Origin of the sequence: Nocardia sp. CNY236, assembly GCF_000482385.1 — a bacterium.
Taxonomy (GTDB): Bacteria; Actinomycetota; Actinomycetes; order Mycobacteriales; family Mycobacteriaceae; genus Nocardia.
In genome coordinates, this window is record NZ_AXVD01000015.1 from 108,862 (window position 1) to 133,359 (window position 24,498).

The following is a 24,498-nucleotide window of genomic DNA, read 5'->3' on the forward strand; positions in this document are numbered from 1 at the left end:
CGTGCGCCGGGACTCATTCACCGCCGCCGGACGTGCCGATCGCGATCATTCGCTGTACCGAATTGCGACCCAGCGCAGCCGTTTCCGGATCGACATGGACTTCGTCGCGGCCCTCGACCAGGCAGCGCAGCAGTGCGGCGGGCGTGATCATCTTCATATAGCGGCACGAGGCTCGATCGTTCACAGCCTGGAAGTCGATACCTGGAGCAGCCTTGCGCAACTGGTGGAGCATGCCGACCTCGGTCGCCACCAGTACCTGGTTCGACCTGGCCGCCTTGGCTGCGTCGATCATGCCGCCGGTGGACAGGATGTGCACCCGGTCGGCTGGGAACGCGCCCTCCCCTGCCAGATACAGCGCCGAGGTGGCACAACCGCATTCGGGGTGCACGAACAGTTCCGCGTCGGGATGGGTTCGCGCCTGCTCGGTCAGTTCGGCGCCGTTGATCCCCGCGTGCACGTGGCACTCACCCGCCCAGATATGCATGTTCGCGCGACCGGTGACCCGCTTGACGTGTGCGCCGAGGAACTGGTCGGGCAGGAACAGTACCTCACGGTCCGGGTCGATCGAGTCGACCACGTCGACCGCGTTGGACGACGTGCAGCAGATGTCGGTGAGCGCCTTGACCTCGGCGGTGGTGTTCACATACGACACGACCACCGCGCTGGGATGCTCGCCTTTCCAGGCACGCAGTTCGTCGGGGGTGATGGAATCCGCCAGCGAACATCCGGCGCGGTGGTCCGGGATGAGCACCGTCTTCGTCGGACTGAGAATTTTGGCCGTCTCGGCCATGAAGTGCACTCCGCAGAACACGATCGTGTCCTCCGGGGCCTCGGCCGCGATACGCGACAACGCGAGTGAATCACCGACGTGGTCGGCCACGTCCTGGATCGCGGGGATTTGATAGTTGTGCGCGAGAATAGTCGCATTGCGCTCGGCGGCCAGTCGCTTGACCTCCTGCGCCCATTCTGGTGTCGCCTCCACTCCAGCGAACCCGGAGGGACCGTCGAACACCTGCCCCATCAGCCGGGGCGCCAGTTTCGCACCCGTCGTCGCCATGGATGGCTCCCTTCCTCGTGCTGATCGGCCACCTCGCCGAGTAGCACCAAATCTGGTTTTCGACTTATAATCGAAAACTATGTCTCATGGTATCACCATCCACGAGTCGCTGACCGCGGTGTTCCAAGTTCGCCGGTTCCCTTTCGACATCGTCGCAGGTAGAACCACGAGCCGTGGGATTGGAGGCGCGCGCGGCCGCGCTCCGGCCGAGCGGACGGAACTGGCGGTGCTGCTATGGGAGCGCGCACTGGATCCGCAGAAGGGCACGTGGTCGTTGCCCGGCGGCCGATTGCGCGACGACGAGGATCTCGACACGTCCGCACGACGCCAACTCGCCGAGAAGGTGGATGTCCGCGAGCTCGCGCATCTCGAGCAACTCTCGGTGTTCAGCGCACCGGACCGAGTGCCCACCCCCCGCCGGATCGCCTCGGCCTACCTCGGCCTGGTGCCGTTGACCGCCGATCCGAAGCTCCCGGCGGACACCGGCTGGCATCCGGTGTCGACCCTGCCGCAGATGTCTTTCGATCACGGCACCGTAGTCGACCATGCACGCACCCGACTGGCCTCGAAGCTCTCCTACACCAATATCGCCTTCGCGCTCGCGCCAGAACGATTCACCATGTCGACCTTGCGCGAAATATATTGCGTCGCACTCGGATACGAGGTGGACACCACCAATCTGCAACGGGTGCTGACCCGGCGCAAGGTGATCACACCCACCGGCGCCGTCGCCGCGCCCGGCCGCGCCGGCGGCCGGCCCGCGGCGGTCTATCGCTTCACCGACTCCGGCTTGCGGGTGACAGACGAATTCGCAGCGCTGCGCCCACCGCTGTGAGTGGCCGTCGACCACGACGCCACATCGAGATCGTCCGACGTGTTCAGTGTCGCGAGCAGCAGCACCACGAACGACGCGAGCAGTGGTTGTGCGATCAGCGCGACCTGACTGCCCACCTCGGTGGGTAGCCTCACGAGTTGGCCGACCACCGCGTCGTGCGGACGCGGATGCAGCAACCCGGCGACGCCTTCACCGACCCGCGCCATCGCCAGCGCACCCAGCCCCGAACCGATCAGCAGACCGATCTGCATCATCGGCCCGCGCGCCGTCCGCCATCGCCAGGCCACCACTGCCGAGAGCAGACCGAGCACCGCACCGGTCATTACGAACAACGCCAGCGCATCGAATCGGTGCGCACTTTCACCGATCATCGAGGCAGCGCGATCAGGTGCGATCAGGAGCATCTGCTCGGTGGGTGCCAACACGCCCCAGCCGACGCCGACGAGTGCGCTGATCGCCACCACGGCCGCCGCGACCACCATGGCCTCGCGCACCGCGCGTCGGAGAGGCGCGCCCGACGGTGCCGCCACCGATCCCACTAGCGATGTTCCAACCGCGTCGAGTCGATGACACCGTGGCGGGAGCATCGCGCCCACCAACCGTCCGGGCTGACCTGCACGATCATCCGTCGACCACACCGTGCGCAAAACCGTGGCGGCTCCAACCCCAGCGCAGCGGCGGTCGGGGTGGGGTCGTCGAACCCCGGCTCGATCCGTTGACCTGTGAACGCGTTGTAACGCTCGTCCATATCCATGACAGTACTCACGATCCGGCGGCAGCTCGAGGCATACCGAGCCGGGTCACAGAGTTTCGTTGAGCGCCTTGATCGGCATCCGCAACTCGCCGAGTAGGTCCACATCCTGCTCCGCGGGCCGGCCGAGCGTGGTCAGGTAGTTGCCCACGATCACAGCATTGATTCCGCCCAGGATGCCCCTTTCGGCGCCGAGGTCACCCAAGGTGATCTCCCGGCCGCCCGCGAAGCGCAGCATCGTGCGCGGCAGCGCAAGCCGAAATGCGGCGACCGCACGCAGCGCGTCGGCGGCGGGCATCACTTCGAGTTCTCCGAACGGGGTACCCGGTCGGGGGTTGAGGAAGTTCAGCGGCACCTCGTCGGGTTCGAGTTCGGCCAGGTTCGCCGCGAACTCGGCCCGCTGCTCGAGCGTTTCGCCCATACCGAGAATGCCGCCACAACACACTTCCATTCCCGCATCACGCACCATGCTCAGCGTTTCCCACCGCTCTTCCCAGGAATGTGTGGTGACCACGTGTGGAAAGAACGAGCGGGCGGTCTCCAAGTTGTGGTTGTACCGATGGACGCCCATGGCCGCGAGCTGGTCGACCTGCTCCTGCGAGAGCATGCCCAATGAACAGGCGACCTGGATATCGACTTCGTTTCGGATCGCCTCGACACCAGCGGCCACTTGAGCCATCAAGCGCTCGTCCGGGCCCCTTACCGCGGCCACGATGCAGAATTCGGTGGCTCCGGTCTTTGCAGTCTGCTTCGCGGCTTCGACCAGACTGGGGATGTCCAGCCAGGCCGCGCGCACCGGCGACTGGAACAAGCCCGACTGCGAACAGAAGTGACAGTCTTCGGGGCAGCCGCCGGTCTTGAGGCTGATAATGCCCTCTACCTCGACTTCCGGGCCGCACCACCGCATGCGCACCTCATGGGCCAGCGCGAGCAGTTCGTCCAGGTGCTCGTCGCCCAGCCGAAGCACTTCGAGCGTTTGCTCGCGGTTGAGCCCCTCCCCGCACTCGAGCACCTGATCCCGGGCAACCGCCAGGATGGGCGGCGTCGGAACTGCAGAGGTCGCAACTGCAGAGGTCGCAACAGGAGAGGTCGGGACCTCGGTCTGCGACGCGCTGAGGTCGTCACGTGTCTGGGTCACTGCACGAATCCCTTCGTCCGGCCGAGGTGGCCGTGCAACTTGAACGGTGTTCAGGCTAGGGTAGAGACCGGAGTGAGTCAAAACACGGGGAAGGAAGTGCCAGTGCAGCTGCACCGGACGGACGTGATCGACGGCGCCATCACGATTCTGGATCGGTATGGCCTGGCCGATCTCACGATGCGCCGCCTGGCCGGATCCCTTCGAGTCCAGCCCGGAGCATTGTATTGGCACTTCCCCAACAAACAAGCGCTGCTCGGCGCGGTCGCGGACACGATTCTGGCGCCGATGGCCGACCCGGTCGAGGCCGACGACTGGTCCGGGCAGATCAGCGAATTGGCGCATCGGCTACGCACCTGCCTGCTGACCTATCGGGACGGCGCGGAACTGGTCTCGTCGACCTACGCATCCCGACTGACCACGAGCAAGGGCCGCGAACGCATGGCAAGTGCCGTGATTCGCGCGGGCATGCCCCGAACCGAGGCAGAGCTGGCTGCATCCACACTGCTGTACTACGTCCTCGGTCAAACGGTCGACGAGCAGTCCCGAATGCAGATGGACTCGGCGGGTGCGCTCGCCGACGACGCGACGCCATGGGAGGAAACCGTCGATGCCACAGCACGTTTCGACTTCGGTCTACGCTTGTTCGTGGCGGGCGTGCGTCACCTGCTCGGCGCCCGCATCCGCTGACCAGGGCTCCGGTCAGCGCGCTGCCACCATGACCGATTCTCGAACGTGCTGCTGATAACGCTGGACGAACGGTAGAATCCGCTGTTCGATCAGCGCGTTGTACTCTACGGGTCGTTGCCGCGGATTGGCGTGCTCGGTGTGTCGCGACAGCACGACCAGCAGCGTGCCGTCCTCGCCTCCGGATCGCTCGATCAGCACACTGTGTGAGTACTCCACGTCGACCACGTGATCGCGATGCGGATCCCGAGGCCGGATGAAGACGATGGCCGGCCGCGGTTTGTCACCGACCTTCTCGGCCAGGGTACGCAGATCTCCGGCTGTACCGCCGGCGGCGATAGCGGTGAACTGAGACTCGATCAGGCCATTGCTCGCTGCGTCGCGCGAGACGATCTTCTCGCGCATCACCTGAACCAATACCTCGCCCAAGTCACCGAAACGGATACCGGGCACCGCGCCGGAGCGATCGACGAACCGATCACGACGGACATAGGTCTCCACGGCCAGGCGCAGGGCACGACTCTCCCTGGCGCCGGGTAGCCATCCCATCCAGCGCAGCATGTCCTCGCCATGACTGCGGCTCTCCGGACGAACGGCGTCGAGGTCCATCGGCGTGCAGTCCAAGATCACTGCAACCATCCTGCGGTCGCTGTCGGCGTGGACGTGCGCGGCGACCTCCAAGGCGATGACGCCGCCCATGCTGTGGCCGACCAGTATGACGTTGGTCAACCCGGATGCTTCGGCTGCCCCGACGATCAAGTCGGCGATCACCTTGGTATCGATGCCTCCATTGTCGTAGCGGATCGCCCACACCATGCCCATCGTGCGCAGTGCCGGCAGTGCCGCGGCAGTGTCACTGGCATCCAAACCGCCGAGTCCGACCAGGTCCACGACCACGGTGTCCCAGTTCTTCGGATCCAGCGGCGGCGCCACCGGAAGGATGGCCGGAATCGTGTGCGCCAACCGTTCCCGTTCGGGCGCAACATCATACGCCCAGTACTGCGTGAATATCACGAGCCCGGCCAACAGCACTGCGGCGACCCACACCACCGTCGTTCTGGTGCGCCGCAACGTCTTCCACCCGTGCCCCGGGCGCGTGTCCCGCAGCCGAGCTCGCCGTCGCGCAGCGTCCCAGTCGGAGACGGTGGACGGATGCCTCTCGTCCAACGGCGACATCGATTTCCACAGTATGTGCCCACGCCGAGGGTTGTCATGCTCGGCGCGAGTCGCACACCACGACCGTCACGGGGTCATCTGTGAGGTGACAACGTCCGGAATCCATCGCGAGGTGCTGCGACCGGGCGGGGTCGGTCGAATGGCGACCAGTCGCGGGCGAACCACCCTGGAGCGGCGACGGTGAACCGTTCCAGATCCCAGCTCCCCACTCCCGCCGGCACGGAGCCCACCAGGCGCACGCCGGTCTGTCGCGGCAGGTCGATCCGATTGCACTCGGCGGCCAGATCGGGTTCGGCCGGCCACGCGCCGATCACCAGTCCGGCGCAAGGCACGCCCGCCGTATGTAATGTGCGAGTGGTCAGTTCGGTGTGGTTGAGCGTGCCCAGTCCGGCGGCGGTGACCAGGAGGACCGGCGCGTGCAGAGCGTGCGCCAGATCCAGCAGCGTGAAGTCACCCAAACGCACCAGCAATCCACCCGCGCCCTCGACCAGGACCAGATCCGCATCGGTCAGGGCATCGACCGCGGCGGCGGTCTCGGCGAGGGTCAGTTCCGGCAGACCGGCGCGCCGGGCGGCGGTCTCGGGAGCCAGTGGATCGGGATAGCGCGCGAGTTCGACCGTCCGTGCCACGCCGGACAACCGCTGGATCTCGGCGAGGTCGCCGGGTTCACCCGGCGCGACACCGGTCTGTCCGGGCTTGCACACCGCGACCGATCGCCCACTGGCCAGGGCGGCGGCGGCGATCGCGGCGACGACGACGGTCTTCCCGACATCTGTGGAGGTCCCGGAGATCAGCAGAACGCTCATACGACCGCGACGTCCCGCGCCGCGGCGAGCACATCGCCGAGCACTGTTGCGACGGTGTCGAGTTCCGTCGCGCCGAGGTCGGCACGCGCGGTCAACCGTAGGCGTGAGGTACCTTCCGGGACCGACGGCGGACGGAAGCAACCCACCTCGAGCCCACGCGCACGACAGGCTTCGGCAGCGTCCATGGCAACGTGCGCGGGGCCGAGAACGATCGGCACCACCGCCGAGTCCGGGGTGGGCACGCCGGCGATTCGGGCGAGATCGGCGCCACGCTCGAGCACCCGCGCGGCCAGCTCGGGCTGCGCGCGCAGCACACGGAGCGCCGCGCGCGCCGCCCCGACGGCCGCAGGCGCGAGTCCGGTGTCGAATATGAAGGTGCGAGCGGTGTCGACCAGATGCGCGCGCACCCGAGCGCTCGCCAGCACGACGCCCCCCTGGGCGGCGAGGGATTTCGACAATGTCGCGGTGATCACGATGTCCGGCACGCCAGCCAGTCCGAGCTCGTGGACCAATCCACGCCCCCCGATACCGCGCACGCCGAGTCCGTGTGCTTCGTCCACCACCAATACCGCGCCATTGGCCCTGGCCACTCGATGAAGTTCGGCCAGCGGCGCGAGATCGCCGTCGGCGCTGAACACCGAGTCGGTGAGTACCACCGCGCGTTCCTCGGTGCGCTGCGACAACAACCGCTCCACCGCGGCGACATCGCGGTGCGGCGCGATTGCCACCCGCGCTCGCGACAGCCGGCAGGCATCCACCAACGATGCGTGACTGCCGGCATCGGAGACCACGAGGCAACCGCGCCCGGCAAGGGCGGTGACCGCGCCGAGGTTGGCCGCATACCCGGACGCGAACACGAGTCCGGACTCGGTACCACAGAATTGCGCCAGTTCGGCTTCCAGGTGTTCGTGCTCGACAGTGGTACCGGTGACCAGGCGTGACCCGGTCGATCCTGCACCCCAGCGGCGCACCGCTTCGATGGCGCCGGCGATCACCTCCGGATGGCGAACCAATCCGAGATAGTCGTTGGAGGCGAGGTCGATCGAGGTCGCCTCGGCAGCGCGCGGCCGCAACTCGCGGCGCAGTCCCGCCGCGACTCGTGCGCCGGCGCGCTCGTCCAACCAGGTCAGCGGATCGGTGGTCACGTGTGCGGAGCATACTTGAACACCGTTCAGGTCAGCTACCCGCCGTGGTCGGATCGCTCCGAATCGCTCGCGCACGGGAGCTATCCCTGGTGCACGGATGCCGCCGCGCGCATTCCCGCAGTGATCGTCGCGATGTCATCGGAGGTGCTGACGAACGGTGGCATGGTGTAGATCAGGTTACCGAACGGACGCAGCCACGCTCCGGCGGCAGTCGCGGCATCGGTCGCGGCACCCATGTCCACCGGACGGTCCAGTTCGATCACTCCGATCGCGCCCAGGACCCGCACGTCGACCACGCCGGGCCACCCGCGCACGGGGGCGAGGCCTGCCTCGAGCTCGCGCTCGATCCGAGCCACGTCACCGCGCCAATCGCGAGCGCGCAACAACTCGATCGACGCGACTGCCACCGCGCATGCCAGCGGGTTGCCCATGAACGTGGGGCCGTGCATGAGAGCGCCGTGCGCGGCGCTGATCGTCCGCGCCATGCGCGCGGTGCACAATGTCGCGGCCAACGTGAGGTACCCGCCGGTCAGCGCCTTACCCACACACATCACATCCGGACTCACCGCAGCCTGGTCGGCGGCGAACATGGTTCCGGTGCGTCCGAATCCGGTCGCGATCTCGTCGAAGATCAGCAGTACGCCGAATTCGTCGCACAGCGCACGCAGGTCGACCAGGTAGTCCGGATGATGCCAGCGCATTCCACCCGTCCCCTGGACGACCGGCTCCACAATGACCGCCGCGAGTTCCTCGGCATGGGTCGCGATCAGGTGTCGCAGCTGCGCAACGTACTGCGACCGGTAGGTGCTCGGTGGCCGTGGTGCGAATACCTGATCCGCCACGACGTCGGTCCACAGGGTGTGCATCCCACCTTCGGGGTCGCACACGCTCATCGCAGTGAAGGTATCGCCGTGGTAGCCGCCTCGCCAGGTGAGCAGCCGCCTCTTCTGCGCCTCACCCAGCGAGCGCCAATACTGCAAACACATCTTCACTGCGACTTCCACCGACACCGAACCGGAGTCACACAAGAACACCTTGTCCAATCCTGGCGGTGTCGAATCGACCAGCAGTTCGGCCAATCGAACCGCAGGCTCGTGAGTGAGTCCACCGAACATCACATGACTCATCCGGCCCGCCTGATCGGCCAGCGCAGCATCGAGTACCGGATGCCGATAGCCGTGGATGGCGGACCACCAGGAACTCATCCCGTCCACCACCTCGCGCCCGTCTGCCAGTGTCAGGCGGGTGCCCGCAGCGCTCGCCACCACCAGCGGCTCGATCGCCGCGGGGAAGCCCCCGTAGGGATGCCAGACATACTCGGCATCACGGGAGATGATCTCATCACGAGTCAGTGCCATGAGAATCCTCACATCCTTGCCCCAGTCAACGGAGCGACTTGAACACTGTTCAAGTTAGCATGCGCTCCACCGCGGAGCGTTCGGAATCGCCTCGCCCACGCCGACTCGATCCACCGCAGCCACCGAGGCCGGCAGACCACGCCGCCCGCTACTGTCGTTGCCATGGCTCAGCTCGACGCAGCGCCCGGTAGTGCAACGCCTCTGGGCACCCGACCCGGCGGCACCGGTGACCGTGTTGTCCGCGGACCGCTCGCCTGACCTCGATGCCGATGACAGCGCTCGATTCCGCCGAGATGCTCGCAACCGATCCGGTATCTCTGCGACGCCAGCCCGCGCGGTACACCCCGGTCCGAAGTACCTACCGGCTGCAGCTACGGCCGGACGCGGTGACCTTCACCGAAGCTCGCGCGATTGCGGAATATTTGCAACAACTCGGAATCTCGCACCTCTACCTGTCGCCGATCCTGACCGCAGCACGCGGGTCCACCCATGGCTACGACATCACGGACCCGACGAAGGTCTCCGCCGCGCTCGGCGGACCGGCGGGCCTCAAAGCCCTCGCCACCGAGGTACGCAGCCGCGGCATGGGGCTGATCGTCGACCTGGTGCCGAATCACGTGGCCGTCGCCGATCCACAGCAGAACCCCTGGTGGTGGGATGTCTTGCGCACGGGCCGAGAGTCCCGGTTCGCGCCGTACTTCGATATCGACTGGAGCCCGAGCAATGGGGCCGGCGGGCGGCTGGCGCTGCCGGTTCTACAAACCGAGAACGACCCTGCCGCACTGACCGTGGACCGTACCGGCGCCGAACCCATGCTGGCCCTGCACGATCTGCGATTCCCGATTGCACCGGGAACCGACGGCGACAACGCCCTGCGTATCCATGACAAGCAGCACTACCGCCTGGTCAGCTGGAAAGCCGGATTGTGCACCTACCGTAGGTACTTCGCCGTCAGCGGCCTGGCCGCGATCCGCCAGGAGAACCCGGATGTCTTCGACATCACCCACCGCGAACTCGCCGCGTGGTGTGAGCACGATCTGATCGACGGCGTGCGGGTCGATCATCCCGACGGGTTGTCCGATCCCGCCGGCTACCTCACCCGGCTACGCGGACTCATCGGCCCACACCGGCTGTTGCTGGTGGAAAAGATCCTCGCCAACCGCGAACCGTTGGATGCCACCCTGTCGGTCGACGGTACGACGGGCTACGAGGCGCTGGCGGACTTCTCCAACGTGCTGGTCGATCCTCGAGGCGAGCAAGCGCTCACGCAACTCTCGCATCGTGTCGCTGGACACGGAAGCGACCGGGCCTGGATCGGGGAGACCGAGCACCGGATCAAGCGCGCGGTCGCGGAGAGCGTTCTGGCTCCGGAAGTCCGGCGGCTGATCGCGGCGATCAAGCAGGACGCGAGGGCCGAGAGCTTCGATACGTTGGCTTTGACCAATGCCGCGATCGAAGTGTTGGCGTTCATGCCGGTGTATCGGGCCGACTACGCGCCACTGGCCGGAATGGCCGGTGCCGTGATCGCGGAGGTGGAGAAGCGCAGCAGCGAACTCACCGCGCCGCTGGCGGTGCTGGTCGCTGCGCTGGCCGCCGATGGCGAGGCGGCGGTGCGCTTCAGCCAGGTGTGCAGCGCCATGACGGCCAAAGCAGTCGAGGACACCATGTTCTATCAGGCCGTGCGACTGGTATCGCTGCAAGAAGTGGGCGGCAACCCGGCGCGGTTCGGCCACTCGGTCAACGAATTCCATTTGTCCAACAGCCAACGTGCGCAGCGGTGGCCGGCAACCATGACGACGTTGTCGACGCACGACACCAAACGCGGCGAGGACGTGCGCGCCCGCATCGGCGTGTTGTCCCAGGTGGCCGATATCTGGGCGCGCTGCGTGGACTCCTGGTTGGAGATCACCCCGGCTCCGGATGGCGCGACGGCACTGTTTCTGCTGCAGAACATGTTCGGCGTATGGCCTGCCGATGGCCGACCCGCCGGCTCGGTGCCCGGCCTGCGCGAACGCCTACACGTGTTCGCCGAAAAGGCAATCCGGGAAGCGAATACGAAGACCTCATGGGAGGAGCCGGACGCAGAATTCGAAGCTGCGGTCCACGGATGGCTCGATGCGGTGATCGACGGACCGGTCGGCTCGGAGCTCGGTGACCTGGTCCACGAACTGGCTCCGCACGCCTGGTCGGACGCACTGTCGCAGAAGCTGCTACAACTGTGTGGCCCAGGCGTCCCGGACCTGTATCAAGGCTGCGAACTGTGGGAAGACTCCCTCGTCGACCCGGACAATCGCCGCCCAGTGGACTTCGTCGCCCGCGCGGCCATGCTCCAATCGCTCACCGGCACACCCGCACTGGACACCACTGGCGCCGCGAAGATGTGGGTGGTCGCCTACGCGCTGTGGCTGCGCCGTGAGCGTCCCGAATGCTTCGTCGGCGGCAGTTATCGACCACTGTTCGCCACTGGAGAACATGCGAGCAAGGTCGTGTCCTACGCTCGCGGCCGGTCGGGCGACGCACCCGAAGTCATCGTCGTCGCCACCCGCCACAGTGTCGCCCTGGCCGACAGCGGTTGGAGCGATACATTTCTCGACCTGCCGGCGGGCACATGGACCGATCGGCTGACCGGTCAGACTTTCCAAGGGCGCGCCCGGCTGGAGGTGGTATTCACCCGGCTGCCGGTCGCGTTGCTGGTCCGTTGATCGTTCGACGGCGCGCCCGTGGCAACATCGACCCGCTCGATGATGTCCGAAGGAAACCTGCCACCGACCTGCGCCCGCCACCGACGTAGGTTCACCGGATGGTGGTTGCGTACGCCCGGGATACCCGAGGCCAGCCGAACGGATCGATCGCTCGGCATACCCATTCTCCGCCAGGAATCCCAATGGAAGCGGCGGCTGCGCGGGCGGCGCAACATCCGAAACACGTTCAGTACGCGGTAGCCGGCACCGAGCGAATCGTGCACCTGGAGATGGTTCCTCGCATCGGCACATCGCTGGACCAACTGGGCGAGCCGGTCACGATCGAACGCCAGTCCACACGATTCCGCCTCCCGAACCATCCAATGCAGTGTTGCATCGGATAGTCCGCATTCGGCGTAGCCGCCGCCGATGTCGCTGTGCACACCCGGAAACCACACCTGCTTGACCCGCTCGATCCCGCGCAGGTCCAGCGCGGTCGGTTCCCCCGCAACCTTCCACAGACAGGGTTCGAAGGTGCGCCGCCTCTCATCGATAGCCAGTGCCTGGCGAGCGCACCGCACATTTCCGGAGAGCTCGACATCGTGAAAACGATGTCGCAGGGCAGTGAGCCCGGGCACCCCTAGCGCGCCGACGGTGTCGAATACGCCGAGAAAGGTGATCTCCGCACGCCGACAGTGCCTGCGGCGGAACGCCCGCCAATGCTGGGGTTCTCCCGGATCGTGGTTGTCCGGTGTCTTCGGCGGCGGCTGCCGATAGATCCGCAACCCCTCTGGGTATCGGCCGGCGATCATCGCATCCGGCGTCATGATCCCGATGCGGCCGATCAGTCCTGCCAAGCTGCGCGCGGTGAACGCGCCACGGCTGAAACCGAAGATGTAGATCTCGTCGCCCTCCTCCCAATTGAGGGCCAGATGCCAGTACACCGACGAGAGGTTCGCCTCGAGGCCGAGACCGAATGCCCCACCCATCAGCCGATCGGCGAGAAAGCCACGGGCACCGGGTCCGGCCGCGTAGATGACCCATTGCCGAACCGCCGTTCCGGGCGGATTCGGTGCATCGAACCGAACTGTTTGCGCGATCTTGACAATGTTCGACACCGTAGTGCTGGACTCGGCCTTCCATGTACCGTCGCAACATACAACCAAACGCTTCACCGTGCAGAGCCCCCCGCGATGCCGTTCCGCCTTCGGGAGCAAGCTACTACGTGGAGGGCGCCGTCGCCAGTGCCATCGGATGTCCGCCATCGAAATCCGGCTCAGTGCACGGCATCACGAGGGAATGTATGAACTCGATCACGCGTTTGAGGCAGTATGCCGCTCACAGGTGAATACGAACCGAGTACCTCCGACTGGGCCCGCAAGCACGCCGAAGAGTACGAGAACTCCGGCGGGACTCGGGCCACCACCATGCACGACAGGCCGATTGTCCTGCTGACGAGCAAGGGCGCACGAACCGGAAAGCTACGCAAGACGCCGTTGATCCGAGTGGAGCACGCCGGCGAGTACGCCGTGGTCGCCTCCATGGCCGGCGCGCCGAAACACCCGGTGTGGTACTACAACGTCAAAGCCGAGCCGCACGTCGAATTGCGTGACGGTCCGGTCAACAAGGACTACACCGCACGCGAGGTCTTCGGCGAGGAGAAGACACTGTGGTGGACCCGCGCGGTCGCCGTCTTGCCGGACTATGCGGACTACCAGACCAAAACCGATCGTCAGATCCCGGTCTTCGTCCTGACCCCGAAGTAGCCAGCGCCCGAGCAGCCGCCGGAGCCCGACCGTTGCCGAAGGCGGCCACCGAGCCACCGCGCAGTAGCGAGCCCGGCCGCGGTCAGGACCGCGGCCGGCAACGACCCGACGATCAACAGCACAACGGCGCAACTCCCCAACCCGATGACCAGCGCGTCGAAGGAGTGTGTCGGCCACGCGCTCCCAGCGATGTCGATCGTCGTGCCGCGAGCCGAAGGTACGACTGCCATAACTTCAGGGTAGTCGGAGACGGAAGTTCGGACCATCGAACTCCTTCCTTCTCCGGGCCGTGTTCCACAGGAGGGTTCCACAGGAGGTGCTGAAGGAGCCCATTTCACCGAACAGCCCGGGTACACCGCCCCATGAGGAATGCGTGCAACCAACATCTGGTTTCAGTCGGCATGCCTCTGACAGGTGAATACGAACCGAGTACCTCCGAGCGGGCCCGCAAACATGCCGAAGAGTACGAGAACTCCGGCGGAACCGAGGGCGCCATCATGCAGGGCGTGCCCATCGTTCTACTGACCAGCAAAGGCGCCAAGACCGGCAAACTTCGTAGGACCCCGCTGGTTCGAGTGGAACATGGCGGCGAGTACGCCGTGGTCGCCGGCATGGCCGGTGTACCGAAACGCCCGGTGTGGTACTACAACGTCAAAGCCGAGCCGCACGTCGAATTGCGCGACGGTCCGATCAACAAGGACTACACCGCACGCGAGGTCTTTGCCGAGGAGAAGGCACTGTGGTGGGCCCGCGCGGTCGCAGTATGGCCGGACTATGGAAACGATGAGACCGAAACCGATCGTCGGATCCCGGTCTTCGTCCTCACCCCACAGGAGTGACGCCCAACGCCCACATTCCAGATCGCTGGTAACCGCCGAGTAGCTGCCACCCGCCGCGGCACATCGGGGCGCCGGGTGGCAGCATAATTGGGTGCCCAATCCGCTGAATGCTTTCGACGTGCCCACTGAATCCCGTCCTGCGCTCACCGCGGACGAGATCGATGCCGCCGCCAAGCGAATTGCCGACGTCATCGACCCGACGCCGCTCCAGCGAAGTGCACGGTTGTCTACGCTGACCGGCGCGAATGTCTACCTCAAGCGCGAAGATCTCGGTGCGGTCCGCTCCTACAAACTGCGCGGGGCCTACAACCTGGTGATGCAGCTGACCGAGCAGGAGCGCGCCGCCGGCGTGGTCGCGGCCAGCGCGGGCAACCACGCACAGGGCGTCGCGTTCGCCTGCCAAGCGCTGGGAATCACCGCGCGCATCTATGTGCCGGCAACGACGCCGAAGCAGAAACGCGACCGAATCCGGGCTCACGGTGGACAGTTCGTCGACCTGATCGCCCTCGGGGAAACCTACGACGCGGCAGCCATGGCCGCAACCGACGACGTGGCCCGCACCGGAGCCACCATGGTGCCGCCGTTCGACGATGCCCGCACCGCCGCCGGCCAGGGCACCATTGCCGCAGAGATCCTCGAACAGCTCGGTACCGCCCCGGACCTGGTGGTCGTCCCCGTAGGCGGCGGCGGCTGCCTGGCGGGCATCGGCACCTACCTGCGGGCGCGGTCGCCACACACCGGGATTCTCGGTGTGGAGCCGGCAGGCGCGCCCTCGATGACCGCTGCCCTGGTGGCAGGCGGTCCGGTGACGCTGCCCGACATCGACCCATTCGTCGACGGCGCCGCGGTACGCCGGATCGGCGCCGTGCCGTTCGCCGCGGTGTCCGGATTCGGCGGCCGGGTGGTGTCACATGCCTCGCTGCCGCTACTCACCAGCACCGAATCCCCCCGAGGGGAGGGCGCCTTTCAGATCATGCAGGTCGATGAAGGCGCAATCTGCACCACCATGCTCGAGCTGTACCAGATGGAGGGCATCATCGCCGAGCCGGCCGGCGCGCTCACCGTGACAGCGCTCACGGAGATCACCCCGCAACCGAATGCGACGGTGGTGTGCCTGGTATCCGGAGGCAACAACGATGTCTCACGGTACGGCGAAGTCATCGAGCGTTCCCTGGTGCATCGCGGCCTCAAACACTATTTTCTGGTGGACTTTCCTCAGGAGCCCGGCGCCCTGCGGCGCTTCCTCGACGAGGTGCTCGGGCCCAACGACGACATCACGCTGTTCGAGTACGTCAAGCGAAACAATCGCGAGACCGGTGCAGCACTGGTCGGCATCGAACTCGGCGCACCGGACGGGCTCGGGCCGTTGTTGGAGCGGATGCGGCGGTCCCCGATCCAATGCGAGCGCCTCGAGCCGGATTCTCCGGCCTATCGCTACCTCACCTGACCGGCGCGCAAGCGACGCGACCAGGCCGCTTCGGTCACGCCGCCTTCGACGGGGCGCTCGACGGTACCCGGCCGGGTCCAGCGCGCAGGCAGCGCATCATGAGCGGCAACAACCAGAAGGCCGCCGGCTGATCGTAGCCCAGCTGAGCGGCGGACAGCCGGTTGTGTACGAACCCGACCGACAGCCCCAGCCGCGGCTCGACCCACCCGAACGAACCACCCAGACCCAGGTGACCGAACCCGGCGTGGGCGCCTGGCATCGGCAGTGAGTGGTAGCCGAGGCGCCACAGCATGGGCAGGTAGAACAACGCATGGTCGGGCTGATAGGTCTCGACACGACGCAACGCCTTCATGGTGTGGTCGCCGAGGTACCTGCGGCCGGCCCCGATGCCGTCATTGGCGAGCGCGCTGTACATCGCCGCCAATGCCGGGGCGGTGCACACACCATTGGCCGCACCCAATTCGGTGTCCAGGATCGCCGGATTCCGGCCCTCCACAATGGTTTCCAGACCAGGCAGGAAAAGGCCGCGGGTCACGGCACCTAGTGCGCCCGGGATCCGATGGCCACGACCGAGAACCGCGGCGCCGAGTGGTCTCGCGAGCATGCCGAGCTGGGAATCGGCCAGCGGAGCGAAGCTGGTCGCCGAATCCGCGGGGGGTCGGCCCAGATGCAGACCCTCGATACCGAGCGGCTCGACGACCTCGGTCCGGATCAGCTCGCCCAGGCTGGCGCCCGTGATCGCACGCGTCAGGCCGGCAACCAACCAGCCGAAGGTGAGTGCGTGATAGGCAGGCCGACCGAGCAGGCGATCGGGCTTCGCCGCGGCGAGGCGCTGCTCCATGAGCCGATGGTCGAGCACGTCGGTCGGGCCGGACGCGATCGGCGCCAATCCGGACAGACCCGCACGGTGTGACAGCATCTGGCGGACGGTGATCTTGTGCTTGCCGTTGGCTGCGAACTCCGGCCAATACTCGGCCACCGGGGCCGAATAATCGAGCAATCCGCGGTCGGCGAGGCGATGTACCACCATGGCGGTAATCCCCTTCGTGGCGGAGAACACGATCGTGCCGGTATCTCTCGTCCACGGAACGTCACCACCGGAGCCGATCCAGATGTCCACCAGCGGCTCTTCGTTCCGGTAGAGCGCGAATGCCGCGCCGGCACCCCGGCGGTTGCCGAATGCCCGTGCAAAAGCGCGCACGAACGGTGCGAATTCGGCGGCTGCGCTGCCACCCATCCCCGGGGGAAGAACCGCGAGGTCCCCGGAAGCGACGTTGCTCATACTTCCACGGTAGTGGCGTGGATCATATCCGGCAAAGTTCGTATCTGCGACGCACCGGTGCGTGCCAGAGTTGAGGAGTGGGTATCTATGACACGCAGGTGGTCCCCCGGCTCGTCGACCTGGCCTGCGGGCGGCGTGCTCACGACGAGCTACGCGAGCGGGTGTGTCGCGAGCTGCACGGCCACGTGGTGGAGATCGGATTCGGATCGGGACTGAATGTGCCGTTCTACCCGGCTGCGGTTCGCTCGGTCGGCGCGGTGGAACCCTCCGATGCCGGCTGGCGACTCGCGCGTGGGCGAGTCGCCGCGGCCACGGTGCCGATCGAACGGATCGGACGCGACGGGCAAGCACTCGCCGCGGCGGACAACACGTTCGACTGCGCACTGTCGACCTGGACGATGTGCACCATCCCGGACGTCACCGCTGCGCTGTTGCAGGTACGCCGAGCACTCGTCCCGGGCGGAACCCTGCACTTCGTCGAGCACGGGCGGGCTCCGGACCGTGCAGTGCGGGTCTGGCAACACCGCCTGAATCCGATCCAGCAGAAACTCTGCGGCGGCTGTCACCTGAACCGTGATATCCGCGGCCTGGTGACCCAAGCCGGCTTCGAGATCCGCAACGCGGACTCGTTCTACGGCGCCGGCGCCCCGCGATTCGAGGCCGCCTTCACCCTCGGCGTCGCCGTGGCGCCGTAACAGCTCCGCCGAAGTCACGTGAGGGCCGAAACCGGCATTACCGCAGCGCTCTTCGCGGGCGCGCGGACAACGCGTCAGTTGGTGAGACAGCCCGGACCCAGTAGCGCCTTCAGGTCACCCATCAGCGCCGACGATGGCGAAACCCGCAATCGGTCGTCGAGTTTCAACAGCGTGGCCTGATCGCCGGCGCCGACCAAACGCACGTGGACATCCGAAGTGCCCGGGTGACTGTGCAGCACTCGCTTGAGCGCGCCGACCTTGTCCGGGGTGCACATCCGTGTCGGAATGGTGACCGACAGTGGTTTGGCCACACCGAGTGCGGAAAGATCGGGCACAGCGAGGTCGTTGGCGATCAACGAGATCCGGTCGTCGCGAACCGACACCCGAGCGCGTACCAACACCACGGCGTCCTCGACGACGTCCATGCCGTACACCGAGTACGCCTGCGGGAAGAACAGCACCTCGATGCCGCCGGTGAGATCCTCCAACTGCGCCGACGCCCAGGCCAGTCCATTCTTGTTGATGCGTCGGTTCACCGAGGCCAGAATGCCGCCCACCGTGACCTGTGACCCGTCTTTGACATCGCCTGCCAGGATCGCGGGCAGCTGCGCATCCACTTGGGCCGCGAGTACATGCTCGATGCCGTTGAGAGGATGGCCGGACACATACAGCCCGAGCATCTCCCGCTCGAGCGCCAGCCGATGCTTGGACTCCCACTCCTCGTCGGGCACTTTCACAGTGAATACCGATGTGACCGACTCGTCCGCCTCGGCGCCACCGAACAGGTCGAACTGTCCGATCGCCTCGGCCTTCTTGGTGGCCATCACGGCGTCGATCGCATCGGAGTGAATCAGCATCAAACCCTTGCGGGGGTGGCCGAGCGAGTCGAAACCGCCTGCCTTGATCAGCGATTCGGTGACCTTCTTGCTCGCGGCGATCGCGTCGATCTTGTCGAGGTAGTCGGAGAAGTCGGTGTACTTCGACTTCTCCGTGCGCGCTTGAATGATCGAGGCCACCACATTGGTACCGACATTGCGGACCGCACCGAGGCCGAAGCGGATGTCCTTGCCCACCGAGGCGAAGTTCTGCTCGGATTCGTTGACATCCGGCGGTAGCACGGTGATGCCGAGGCGACGGCAGTCCGACAGGTACACCGCGGCCTTGTCCTTGTCGTCACCGACCGACGTGAGCAGACCGGCCATGTACTCGGCGGGATAGTTGGCCTTGAGGTAGGCGGTCCAGAACGACACCAAACCGTAGCCCGCGGCGTGCGATTTGTTGAACGCATAGCCAGCGAACGGGAGGATGGTGTCCCACAGTGCCTTCACCGCGCCCTCGGAGAATCCATTGGCGGTCATACCCGCATGGAAGTCCTTGTATTCGGCTTCGAGGACTTCGAGCTTCTTCTTGCCCATCGCCTTGCGCAGTGCGTCGGCCTTACCCATCGAGTAGGAGGCGACCTTCTGCGCGATCATCATGATCTGCTCTTGGTAGACGATCAGACCATAGGTCTCGGCGAGAACCTCTTCGAGCGCATCGGCCAGTTCGGGATGGATCGGCGTGATCGGTTGCCGCCCGTTCTTGCGGTCGGCATAGTCGTTGTGCGCATTCATCCCCATCGGACCGGGGCGATACAACGCGAGCACAGCCACGATGTCGTTGAAACCGGTGGGTTGCATGCGGCGCAGCAAGTCGCGCATCGGTCCACCATCGAGCTGGAAAACACCGAGAGTATCTCCGCGCGAGAGCAATTCGTAGGTCGCGGAGTCCTCCAGCGGCAGGTTGTCCATGTCCAGGTCGACGCCCCGGTTGGACTTGATGTTGTCCAGTGCGTCGCCGATGACGGTGAGGTTGCGCAGACCGAGGAAGTCCATCTTCAGCAAGCCGATGGCCTCGCACGACGGGTAGTCCCACCCGGTGATGATCGCCCCGTCCTGCGGCCGCTTCCATACCGGAATGGCGTCCTGCAAAGGCTCCGAGGACATGATCACCGCGCACGCGTGCACCCCGGCGTTACGAATCAAGCCCTCGAGTCCGCGGGCGGTTTCGTAGATCTTGGCGACATCGGCATTGGTGCCGATGAGTTCACGGACCTCGGCAGCCTCCTTGTACCGCTCGTGGTCGGGGTCCATGATGCCCGACAGCGGGATGTCCTTCGCCATGATCGGCGGCGGCAACGCCTTGGAGATCTGGTCTGCGATGGCGAAGCCGGGCTGGCCGAACTGGACGCGCGCGGAGTCCTTGATCGCGGCCTTGGTCTTGATGGTGCCGAATGTGATCACCTGAGCGACCCGATCGCTACCCCATTTGTCGGTCGCGTAGCGCACCATCTCACCGCGGCGGCGGTCGTCGAAGTCGATATCGATATCGGGCGCCGACGGGCGCTCCGGGTTGAGGAACCGTTCGAACAGCAATCCATGCGGCAACGGGTCGATATTGGTGATACCCAGCGCGTAGGCCACCAACGAACCGGCCGCGGACCCGCGGCCGGGCCCGACCCGGATGCCGACCTCCCGCGCGTGCGCGACGAGATCGCCGACGACGAGGAAATACGCGGGAAAGCCCTTCTGCTCGATGACGTCCAGCTCGTAGTGGGCGCGCGCGAAGTACTCCTGCGCAACCCCGGCCGGAAACCGGCGCGCCAAGCCGCGGTCGACTTCTTTGCGCAACCACGAGTTCTGATCCTCCCCATCGGGCACGGGGAAGACCGGCATCCGGTCCTTGAAGGCCCACACCTCGTCGTAGGATCGGACACGTTCACCGATCAGCACCGTGTTGTCGCACGCGCCGGGGACCTCGCTGTCCCAGAGTGCGCGCATCTCCTCGGCAGACTTCAGGTAATACCCATCGCCGTCGAACTTGAAGCGAGTGGGGTCCGACAGCGTCTTACCGGTTTGGACGCACAGCAGTGCTTCGTGGTTTCGGGACTGATCCTTGGTGACGTAGTGGCAGTCGTTGGTGGCCAACGGCCGAATGCCCAATTGCTTGCCGACGCGAAGCAACCCTTCGCGGACCCGGCGCTCGATCGACAGACCATGGTCCATGACCTCCAGGAAGAAGTTTTCCGGTCCGAAAATCTCCTGCCATTTGGCCGCGGCCTCCAGCGCTTCGCGCTCATGACCGAGGCGCAGTCGGGTCTGCACCTCACCGGAGGGGCACCCGGTGGTGGCGATGATGCCCTCGGCATGCTCGGCGATGATCTCCGCGTCCATGCGTGCCCACTTGCCGAGTTGGCCTTCGATCGACGCCAGGGACGACAGCTTGAACAGATTGCGCAGACCCGTGGCGTTCTCTGCGACCATGGTCATATGGGTGTAGGCACCCGAGCCGGAGACATCGTCGCCCTTCTGGCTCGGATCTCCCCACCGCACGCGTTTGTTGTCGAACCGGGACGCGGGTGCGACGTAGGCCTCGATCCCGATGATCGGCTTGATGCCGTGGCGGGTGGCGGAGTTGTAGAACTCCGCTGCCCCGTACATATTGCCGTGGTCGGTCATCCCGACCGCAGTCATCCCGAGTCGCTCGGCCTCGGCGAACAGTGGCGAGATCTTGGCCGCCCCATCGAGCATCGAATACTCGGTGTGATTGTGCAGATGGACGAATGATCCGGACGAAGCGGCCAAGACGGTCCTTCCTCCCAAGGTCTCGGCGGGGGTTGGCTGGACCGATTCTAGGGGGGGCCACCGACGGGCGCGCGATCGCTGTCGGCGGCGCACAGGCGCTCGGCGTGTCCCGCAAAGCGCCACTCGGCGCGTCCTGGTGCTGCGCCGAGAAGTGTCCGGCTATTCCGCCCGCTCCGGGGGCCTGCCGCGCAGCGGCCCCCGTCGCGATCACATCCGATCGCGACGGGCGTCCATAGGTCGGTCGCTGCCGGGGCCGACGCGGAGGTGTTCGAACCGCTCGCCGTGGGTATTCATTCGAAGCGGCGGACCCGGCCACACGCAGATGAGGGGCCCGGGTCCGCCGACCACTGTGCTCGCGCTACCCATACGAGCGAAATCCGTCTGAACCATCGCGTCGCACTCTCCGTGGACAAGGTGTGACCGGCGTGCTGCCGGCCGCACCTTCGAGGAGATCAGATGAAACGATCAGGGCCATGGCTCACCCTGGCGGCGGTAGCAGCGCTCGGCGCAGTGCTGTTGGTCGTCAACATGTCCAAAGAGGCCGAGCCGGCCGCAGGGTCACCGACATCCGCGGCCAACGCCGCCAGCGCGGTGACACCGAACACCGAAACGCCACCGAACACCGAAACGCCACAGTCGACAACCGAGGCCTTTCCCACGCAGGCCGACTATGTGGGGACCATCCCGGTGTCCACCGGTGCGCCGATCACCCTGGCGATCGCCGTCGAGGGCGACAAGGCGATCGCATATGCCTGTGACGGTGACGCCGTCGAGTCCTGGCTGCGCGGCGCCGCACTCGGTGCCACGCTGCAACTCGACGGCAAGAGCGAGGCCAGGCTCGACGGCCGCTACGACGGCACGACGGTCACCGGGACGCTGTCGCTCGGCGGCACGCAATGGGACTTCACGGCCACGCCCGTCGATGAACCCGCCGGTCTCTATGTCTACCGCAGCGGCGGCGTCCGGCAGAGTTGGATCGTCGATGCGAACGGTGTCGTGACCGGCGTGCAGCGTGGTGCCGATGGGACACGGTCACCGGCTCCGGTTCTGTCGCCGGATGCGACGGCAACAGTCGATGGCGAGACGGTGACTGCACGCAGGGTCAGTGGTGGCGACGATGCCCACTGAACCAGAAACCACACCGATGGTTCCGATCCGACCCGCTGTGGCCATCACCATCCCCGTGATGGTCGGCGCCGCGGTCGCCGTGGTTCTGGGCGTCTACGGCCAGGTTCACGAGCCGCGGTTCTTCTCCGTCAATGTGGCGGGCTTTTCCAGCCCGACAGCGGTGAAGTCGTGGCTGGCCACACTCGCCGTGGTCTTGGGCCTCGGGCAGGTGGCCTCCGCCATGGTGATGTACGGTCGGCTGCCCCGACTGGGATCGCCCCGGTGGATCGGTGCGGCCCATGTGTGGTCGGGCAGGCTGGCCGTGCTGGCCAGCGTCCCGGTCGCGGTGCACTGCCTGTACGCGCTGGGCTTCCAACATTCCCAGTCCCGTGTCCTGCTGCATTCACTACTGGGCTGCTTCTTCTACGGCGCCTTCGTCGCCAAGATGCTGTTGCTCACCCGAAAGGGCCTGCCCGGTTGGATCGTCCCAGTCGCCGGTGGCATGGTGTTCACCGGCCTCACCGGCGTCTGGTTGACGTCCGCGCTGTGGTTCTTCCAGCACAACGGCCTCGTCTTCTGATTGGAACTCGACCCATGACCTTCGAACGAACCCATACCCGTCGCGGCGTCGTCATTGCCGGCACGAGCGCTGTCACAGCGGCGGCGCTCACCGCGTGCGCCACCTACGGCAAGGACACCGCAGCACCGGCAGATGCCGCGCCCGGCTCCGACGGTGATCGGGCAGCCGGCGGCGCTCCGACGGCGACCACGCTCGCCAAGACCACCGACATCCCGGTCGGTGGGGGCGTGATCATCGGTAACACCGTGGTCACCCAACCCAGCGCCGGCACGTTTGTCGGTCTGTCCTCCACGTGTACCCATGCGGGATGCACAGTGGCCACCGTGTCCGACGGCACCATCAACTGCCCGTGTCACAACAGCCAATTCGGTTTGGACGGCTCGGTCGCGAAGGGACCGGCCACCAAACCCCTCGCCGAGAAGCGCATTCGAGTGCAAGGCGATGCGATCATCGCCGAATGATCGCATCCGTCGAGCCGGCGCTGCCTGGACCGACCGGCGCCTCGGCGCGCCGGTCGAGCGCGGCCCATCATTCCGTCCAGGACACCTGGGTATCGATCGTCTGCTGCAATACGCTGGACGCACGCGGATCGCGGTAGACCTGATGCCCACCGACGGTGATGGACCCGGAGACCGGCAACGGAAGACCCAGATCGACGGTGATGGTGCCCGCCCCTTGCATGACGTAGTCCCGGATATCCAGAGTGCCCGCACGATTGGGAAGATTCCAGACCGGCGACTTCGGTGTCTGAGTTACCTGCAGGTCGATGGTGAGTCGGTGCCCTTCGCGTTCGATCAACGTCGCAGTAGTCACTTGATCGAGGAGCATTCCGCTGGAGACTTCCTGGTGCACCATCCATACGGCACCCTCACCGACGGGCTCGTTCGGGAACACAATCGAGCGGTACACGGCCTGGTAGAACGCCTGCTCGACAGCAGCGCGCGCCGTGTGCGGCGCCTCCGGCGCAGGTTCGAGCCGCAACGCGGTGATCGCGCCCAGCTCACTGAGATCGAAACTCGCGTGCGAACCGCCGATCTTGGTCAGCGCCTTGGCCAGGACCGGATCCGGCGAGGTGACGGTGCCCAAGATCAGGTCGATGCCGTCGGCGGTGGTGCGCGCGGTCATCGGGATGGTCAGTGCTGGAGTGGAATAGTCATGGGTCGGCTGCTCGTCGAGCTGCTGTTCGATGCGATAGGCGGTATACAGCGTCACCCGCTGGGCCGTGCCCGCCGGGTAGGCGGGCCGCAGCAGCGAACGCGGCTGCTCACCGGTGGAAACGACCGTGGTCACCGACTCCGGAATCGGCATGGTCACTTCCTTGCCGATTCCCAGCGGCTCCGCGCTGTCGCCGTCGCCGGACGATTGCGCGCGGTCACTGCAACCGACACCGAAAGCGGACAACCCGAGCGCGAGCACCATGAGCAGCACACCCGAACGCGCGCTCCGAGGAGGGTGGGGGGAAGGCAACACCGTCACGTGCAACAGGGTACGGGCGCTACCTGAGTGCTGGCTGGGACATCGGAGTGTT

General features: G+C 66.0%; 23 protein-coding genes. 10 read left to right on the plus strand and 13 right to left on the minus strand.

The window, feature by feature from the left end; genetic code table 11:
* Positions 1-13: 13 nt before the first annotated feature.
* The gene (nadA, locus tag K940_RS0110740) at positions 14-1,021 is read right to left on the minus strand and encodes a quinolinate synthase NadA (protein ID WP_231390328.1); all 1,008 of its coding nucleotides are present in this window, start codon (positions 1,019-1,021) and stop codon (positions 14-16) included.
* A gap of 115 nt (positions 1,022-1,136) precedes the next feature.
* On the opposite strand from nadA, the gene K940_RS0110745 reads away from it, so the two are divergent.
* Positions 1,137-1,892, plus strand: a complete 756-nt coding sequence (locus tag K940_RS0110745) for an NUDIX domain-containing protein (protein ID WP_028477545.1) — start codon at positions 1,137-1,139, stop codon at positions 1,890-1,892.
* Here K940_RS0110745 and K940_RS27810 read toward each other — a convergent pair.
* The 3 genes from K940_RS27810 to bioB are packed head-to-tail and all read right to left on the minus strand — an operon-like array spanning position 1,826 to position 3,679.
* Positions 1,826-2,422: a DUF2567 domain-containing protein gene (locus tag K940_RS27810; RefSeq protein WP_231390321.1), complete on the minus strand. Its 597-nt coding sequence runs from the start codon at positions 2,420-2,422 to the stop codon at positions 1,826-1,828. The genes K940_RS0110745 and K940_RS27810 overlap by 67 nt on opposite strands.
* An 8-nt stretch (positions 2,423-2,430) precedes the next feature.
* A complete protein-coding gene (locus K940_RS0110755; protein WP_196812164.1) occupies positions 2,431-2,646 on the minus strand; it encodes a hypothetical protein in 216 nt (71 codons plus the stop codon).
* Positions 2,647-2,692: 46 nt separating this feature from the next.
* Positions 2,693-3,679: a biotin synthase BioB gene (gene bioB, locus K940_RS0110760; RefSeq protein ID WP_028477547.1), complete on the minus strand. Its 987-nt coding sequence runs from the start codon at positions 3,677-3,679 to the stop codon at positions 2,693-2,695.
* 204 nt (positions 3,680-3,883) lie between these two features.
* On the opposite strand from bioB, the gene K940_RS0110765 reads away from it, so the two are divergent.
* Complete coding sequence (locus tag K940_RS0110765; RefSeq protein WP_028477548.1) at positions 3,884-4,468, plus strand: TetR/AcrR family transcriptional regulator C-terminal domain-containing protein; 585 nt, start codon at positions 3,884-3,886, stop codon at positions 4,466-4,468.
* Positions 4,469-4,480: 12 nt separating this feature from the next.
* Here K940_RS0110765 and K940_RS0110770 read toward each other — a convergent pair whose 3' ends face one another.
* The 4 genes from K940_RS0110770 to K940_RS0110785 form a co-directional block, all read right to left on the minus strand.
* Positions 4,481-5,641 (minus strand): alpha/beta fold hydrolase, encoded by a 1,161-nt coding sequence (locus K940_RS0110770; RefSeq protein ID WP_028477549.1) that lies wholly within the window; start codon positions 5,639-5,641, stop codon positions 4,481-4,483.
* Between the two features lie 74 nt (positions 5,642-5,715).
* Complete coding sequence (bioD, locus tag K940_RS27815; protein ID WP_051407075.1) at positions 5,716-6,447, minus strand: dethiobiotin synthase; 732 nt, start codon at positions 6,445-6,447, stop codon at positions 5,716-5,718.
* Positions 6,444-7,592, minus strand: coding sequence for an 8-amino-7-oxononanoate synthase (locus tag K940_RS0110780; RefSeq protein ID WP_028477550.1), 1,149 nt, complete (start codon positions 7,590-7,592; stop codon positions 6,444-6,446). The genes bioD and K940_RS0110780 overlap by 4 nt, the downstream gene beginning before the upstream one ends.
* A gap of 80 nt (positions 7,593-7,672) precedes the next feature.
* Positions 7,673-8,950 (minus strand): adenosylmethionine--8-amino-7-oxononanoate transaminase, encoded by a 1,278-nt coding sequence (locus K940_RS0110785; RefSeq protein WP_028477551.1) that lies wholly within the window; start codon positions 8,948-8,950, stop codon positions 7,673-7,675.
* 293 nt (positions 8,951-9,243) lie between these two features.
* Between K940_RS0110785 and treY the strand changes: the two genes are divergently transcribed.
* Positions 9,244-11,652 carry a malto-oligosyltrehalose synthase gene (treY, locus tag K940_RS0110790; protein WP_051407084.1) on the plus strand — a complete coding sequence of 803 codons (2,409 nt, stop codon included), beginning with the start codon at positions 9,244-9,246 and terminating at the stop codon, positions 11,650-11,652.
* Here the strand turns inward: treY and K940_RS27820 are convergent.
* Positions 11,580-12,806 (minus strand): DUF2235 domain-containing protein, encoded by a 1,227-nt coding sequence (locus K940_RS27820; RefSeq protein ID WP_081706279.1) that lies wholly within the window; start codon positions 12,804-12,806, stop codon positions 11,580-11,582. The two genes, treY and K940_RS27820, sit on opposite strands and share 73 nt — an antisense overlap.
* A gap of 156 nt (positions 12,807-12,962) precedes the next feature.
* Between K940_RS27820 and K940_RS0110800 the strand changes: the two genes are divergently transcribed.
* On the plus strand, positions 12,963-13,397 hold the full coding sequence (locus K940_RS0110800) for a nitroreductase family deazaflavin-dependent oxidoreductase (RefSeq protein WP_028477553.1): 435 nt from the start codon (positions 12,963-12,965) through the stop codon (positions 13,395-13,397).
* On the opposite strand, the gene K940_RS27825 is transcribed toward K940_RS0110800, so the two are convergent.
* Positions 13,364-13,627 carry a hypothetical protein gene (locus K940_RS27825; protein WP_196812162.1) on the minus strand — a complete coding sequence of 88 codons (264 nt, stop codon included), beginning with the start codon at positions 13,625-13,627 and terminating at the stop codon, positions 13,364-13,366. The genes K940_RS0110800 and K940_RS27825 overlap by 34 nt on opposite strands.
* Before the next feature lie 171 nt (positions 13,628-13,798).
* Here K940_RS27825 and K940_RS0110810 point away from each other — a divergent pair, with 171 nt between their 5' ends.
* On the plus strand, positions 13,799-14,236 hold the full coding sequence (locus tag K940_RS0110810; protein ID WP_028477554.1) for a nitroreductase family deazaflavin-dependent oxidoreductase: 438 nt from the start codon (positions 13,799-13,801) through the stop codon (positions 14,234-14,236).
* Positions 14,237-14,327: 91 nt separating this feature from the next.
* Positions 14,328-15,683, plus strand: coding sequence for a threonine ammonia-lyase IlvA (gene ilvA, locus K940_RS0110815; RefSeq protein WP_081706280.1), 1,356 nt, complete (start codon positions 14,328-14,330; stop codon positions 15,681-15,683).
* A gap of 34 nt (positions 15,684-15,717) precedes the next feature.
* Here ilvA and K940_RS0110820 read toward each other — a convergent pair whose 3' ends face one another.
* Positions 15,718-16,965 (minus strand): serine hydrolase, encoded by a 1,248-nt coding sequence (locus K940_RS0110820; protein WP_036528208.1) that lies wholly within the window; start codon positions 16,963-16,965, stop codon positions 15,718-15,720.
* A 77-nt stretch (positions 16,966-17,042) separates the two neighbouring features.
* Here K940_RS0110820 and K940_RS0110825 point away from each other — a divergent pair, with 77 nt between their 5' ends.
* The gene (locus K940_RS0110825; RefSeq protein ID WP_028477557.1) at positions 17,043-17,660 is read left to right on the plus strand and encodes a class I SAM-dependent methyltransferase; all 618 of its coding nucleotides are present in this window, start codon (positions 17,043-17,045) and stop codon (positions 17,658-17,660) included.
* Positions 17,661-17,734: 74 nt separating this feature from the next.
* On the opposite strand, the gene dnaE is transcribed toward K940_RS0110825, so the two are convergent.
* Positions 17,735-21,283: a DNA polymerase III subunit alpha gene (gene dnaE / locus K940_RS0110830; protein ID WP_028477558.1), complete on the minus strand. Its 3,549-nt coding sequence runs from the start codon at positions 21,281-21,283 to the stop codon at positions 17,735-17,737.
* 456 nt (positions 21,284-21,739) lie between these two features.
* Between dnaE and K940_RS0110835 the strand changes: the two genes are divergently transcribed.
* Genes K940_RS0110835 through K940_RS0110845 form a run of 3 tightly spaced genes read left to right on the plus strand, consistent with a single transcriptional unit; the run spans position 21,740 to position 23,431 of the window.
* Positions 21,740-22,411, plus strand: coding sequence for a hypothetical protein (locus K940_RS0110835; protein ID WP_028477559.1), 672 nt, complete (start codon positions 21,740-21,742; stop codon positions 22,409-22,411).
* Entirely contained in the window at positions 22,401-22,970 is a 570-nt protein-coding gene (locus tag K940_RS0110840) for a DUF6529 family protein (RefSeq protein WP_028477560.1), read from the plus strand. Before K940_RS0110835 ends, K940_RS0110840 begins: the two co-directional genes overlap by 11 nt.
* Before the next feature lie 14 nt (positions 22,971-22,984).
* A complete protein-coding gene (locus tag K940_RS0110845) occupies positions 22,985-23,431 on the plus strand; it encodes a ubiquinol-cytochrome c reductase iron-sulfur subunit (RefSeq protein WP_028477561.1) in 447 nt (148 codons plus the stop codon).
* 67 nt (positions 23,432-23,498) lie between these two features.
* Here the strand turns inward: K940_RS0110845 and K940_RS0110850 are convergent, their stop codons facing one another.
* A complete protein-coding gene (locus K940_RS0110850) occupies positions 23,499-24,452 on the minus strand; it encodes a hypothetical protein (protein WP_028477562.1) in 954 nt (317 codons plus the stop codon).
* Between the last annotated feature and the right edge of the window lie 46 nt (positions 24,453-24,498).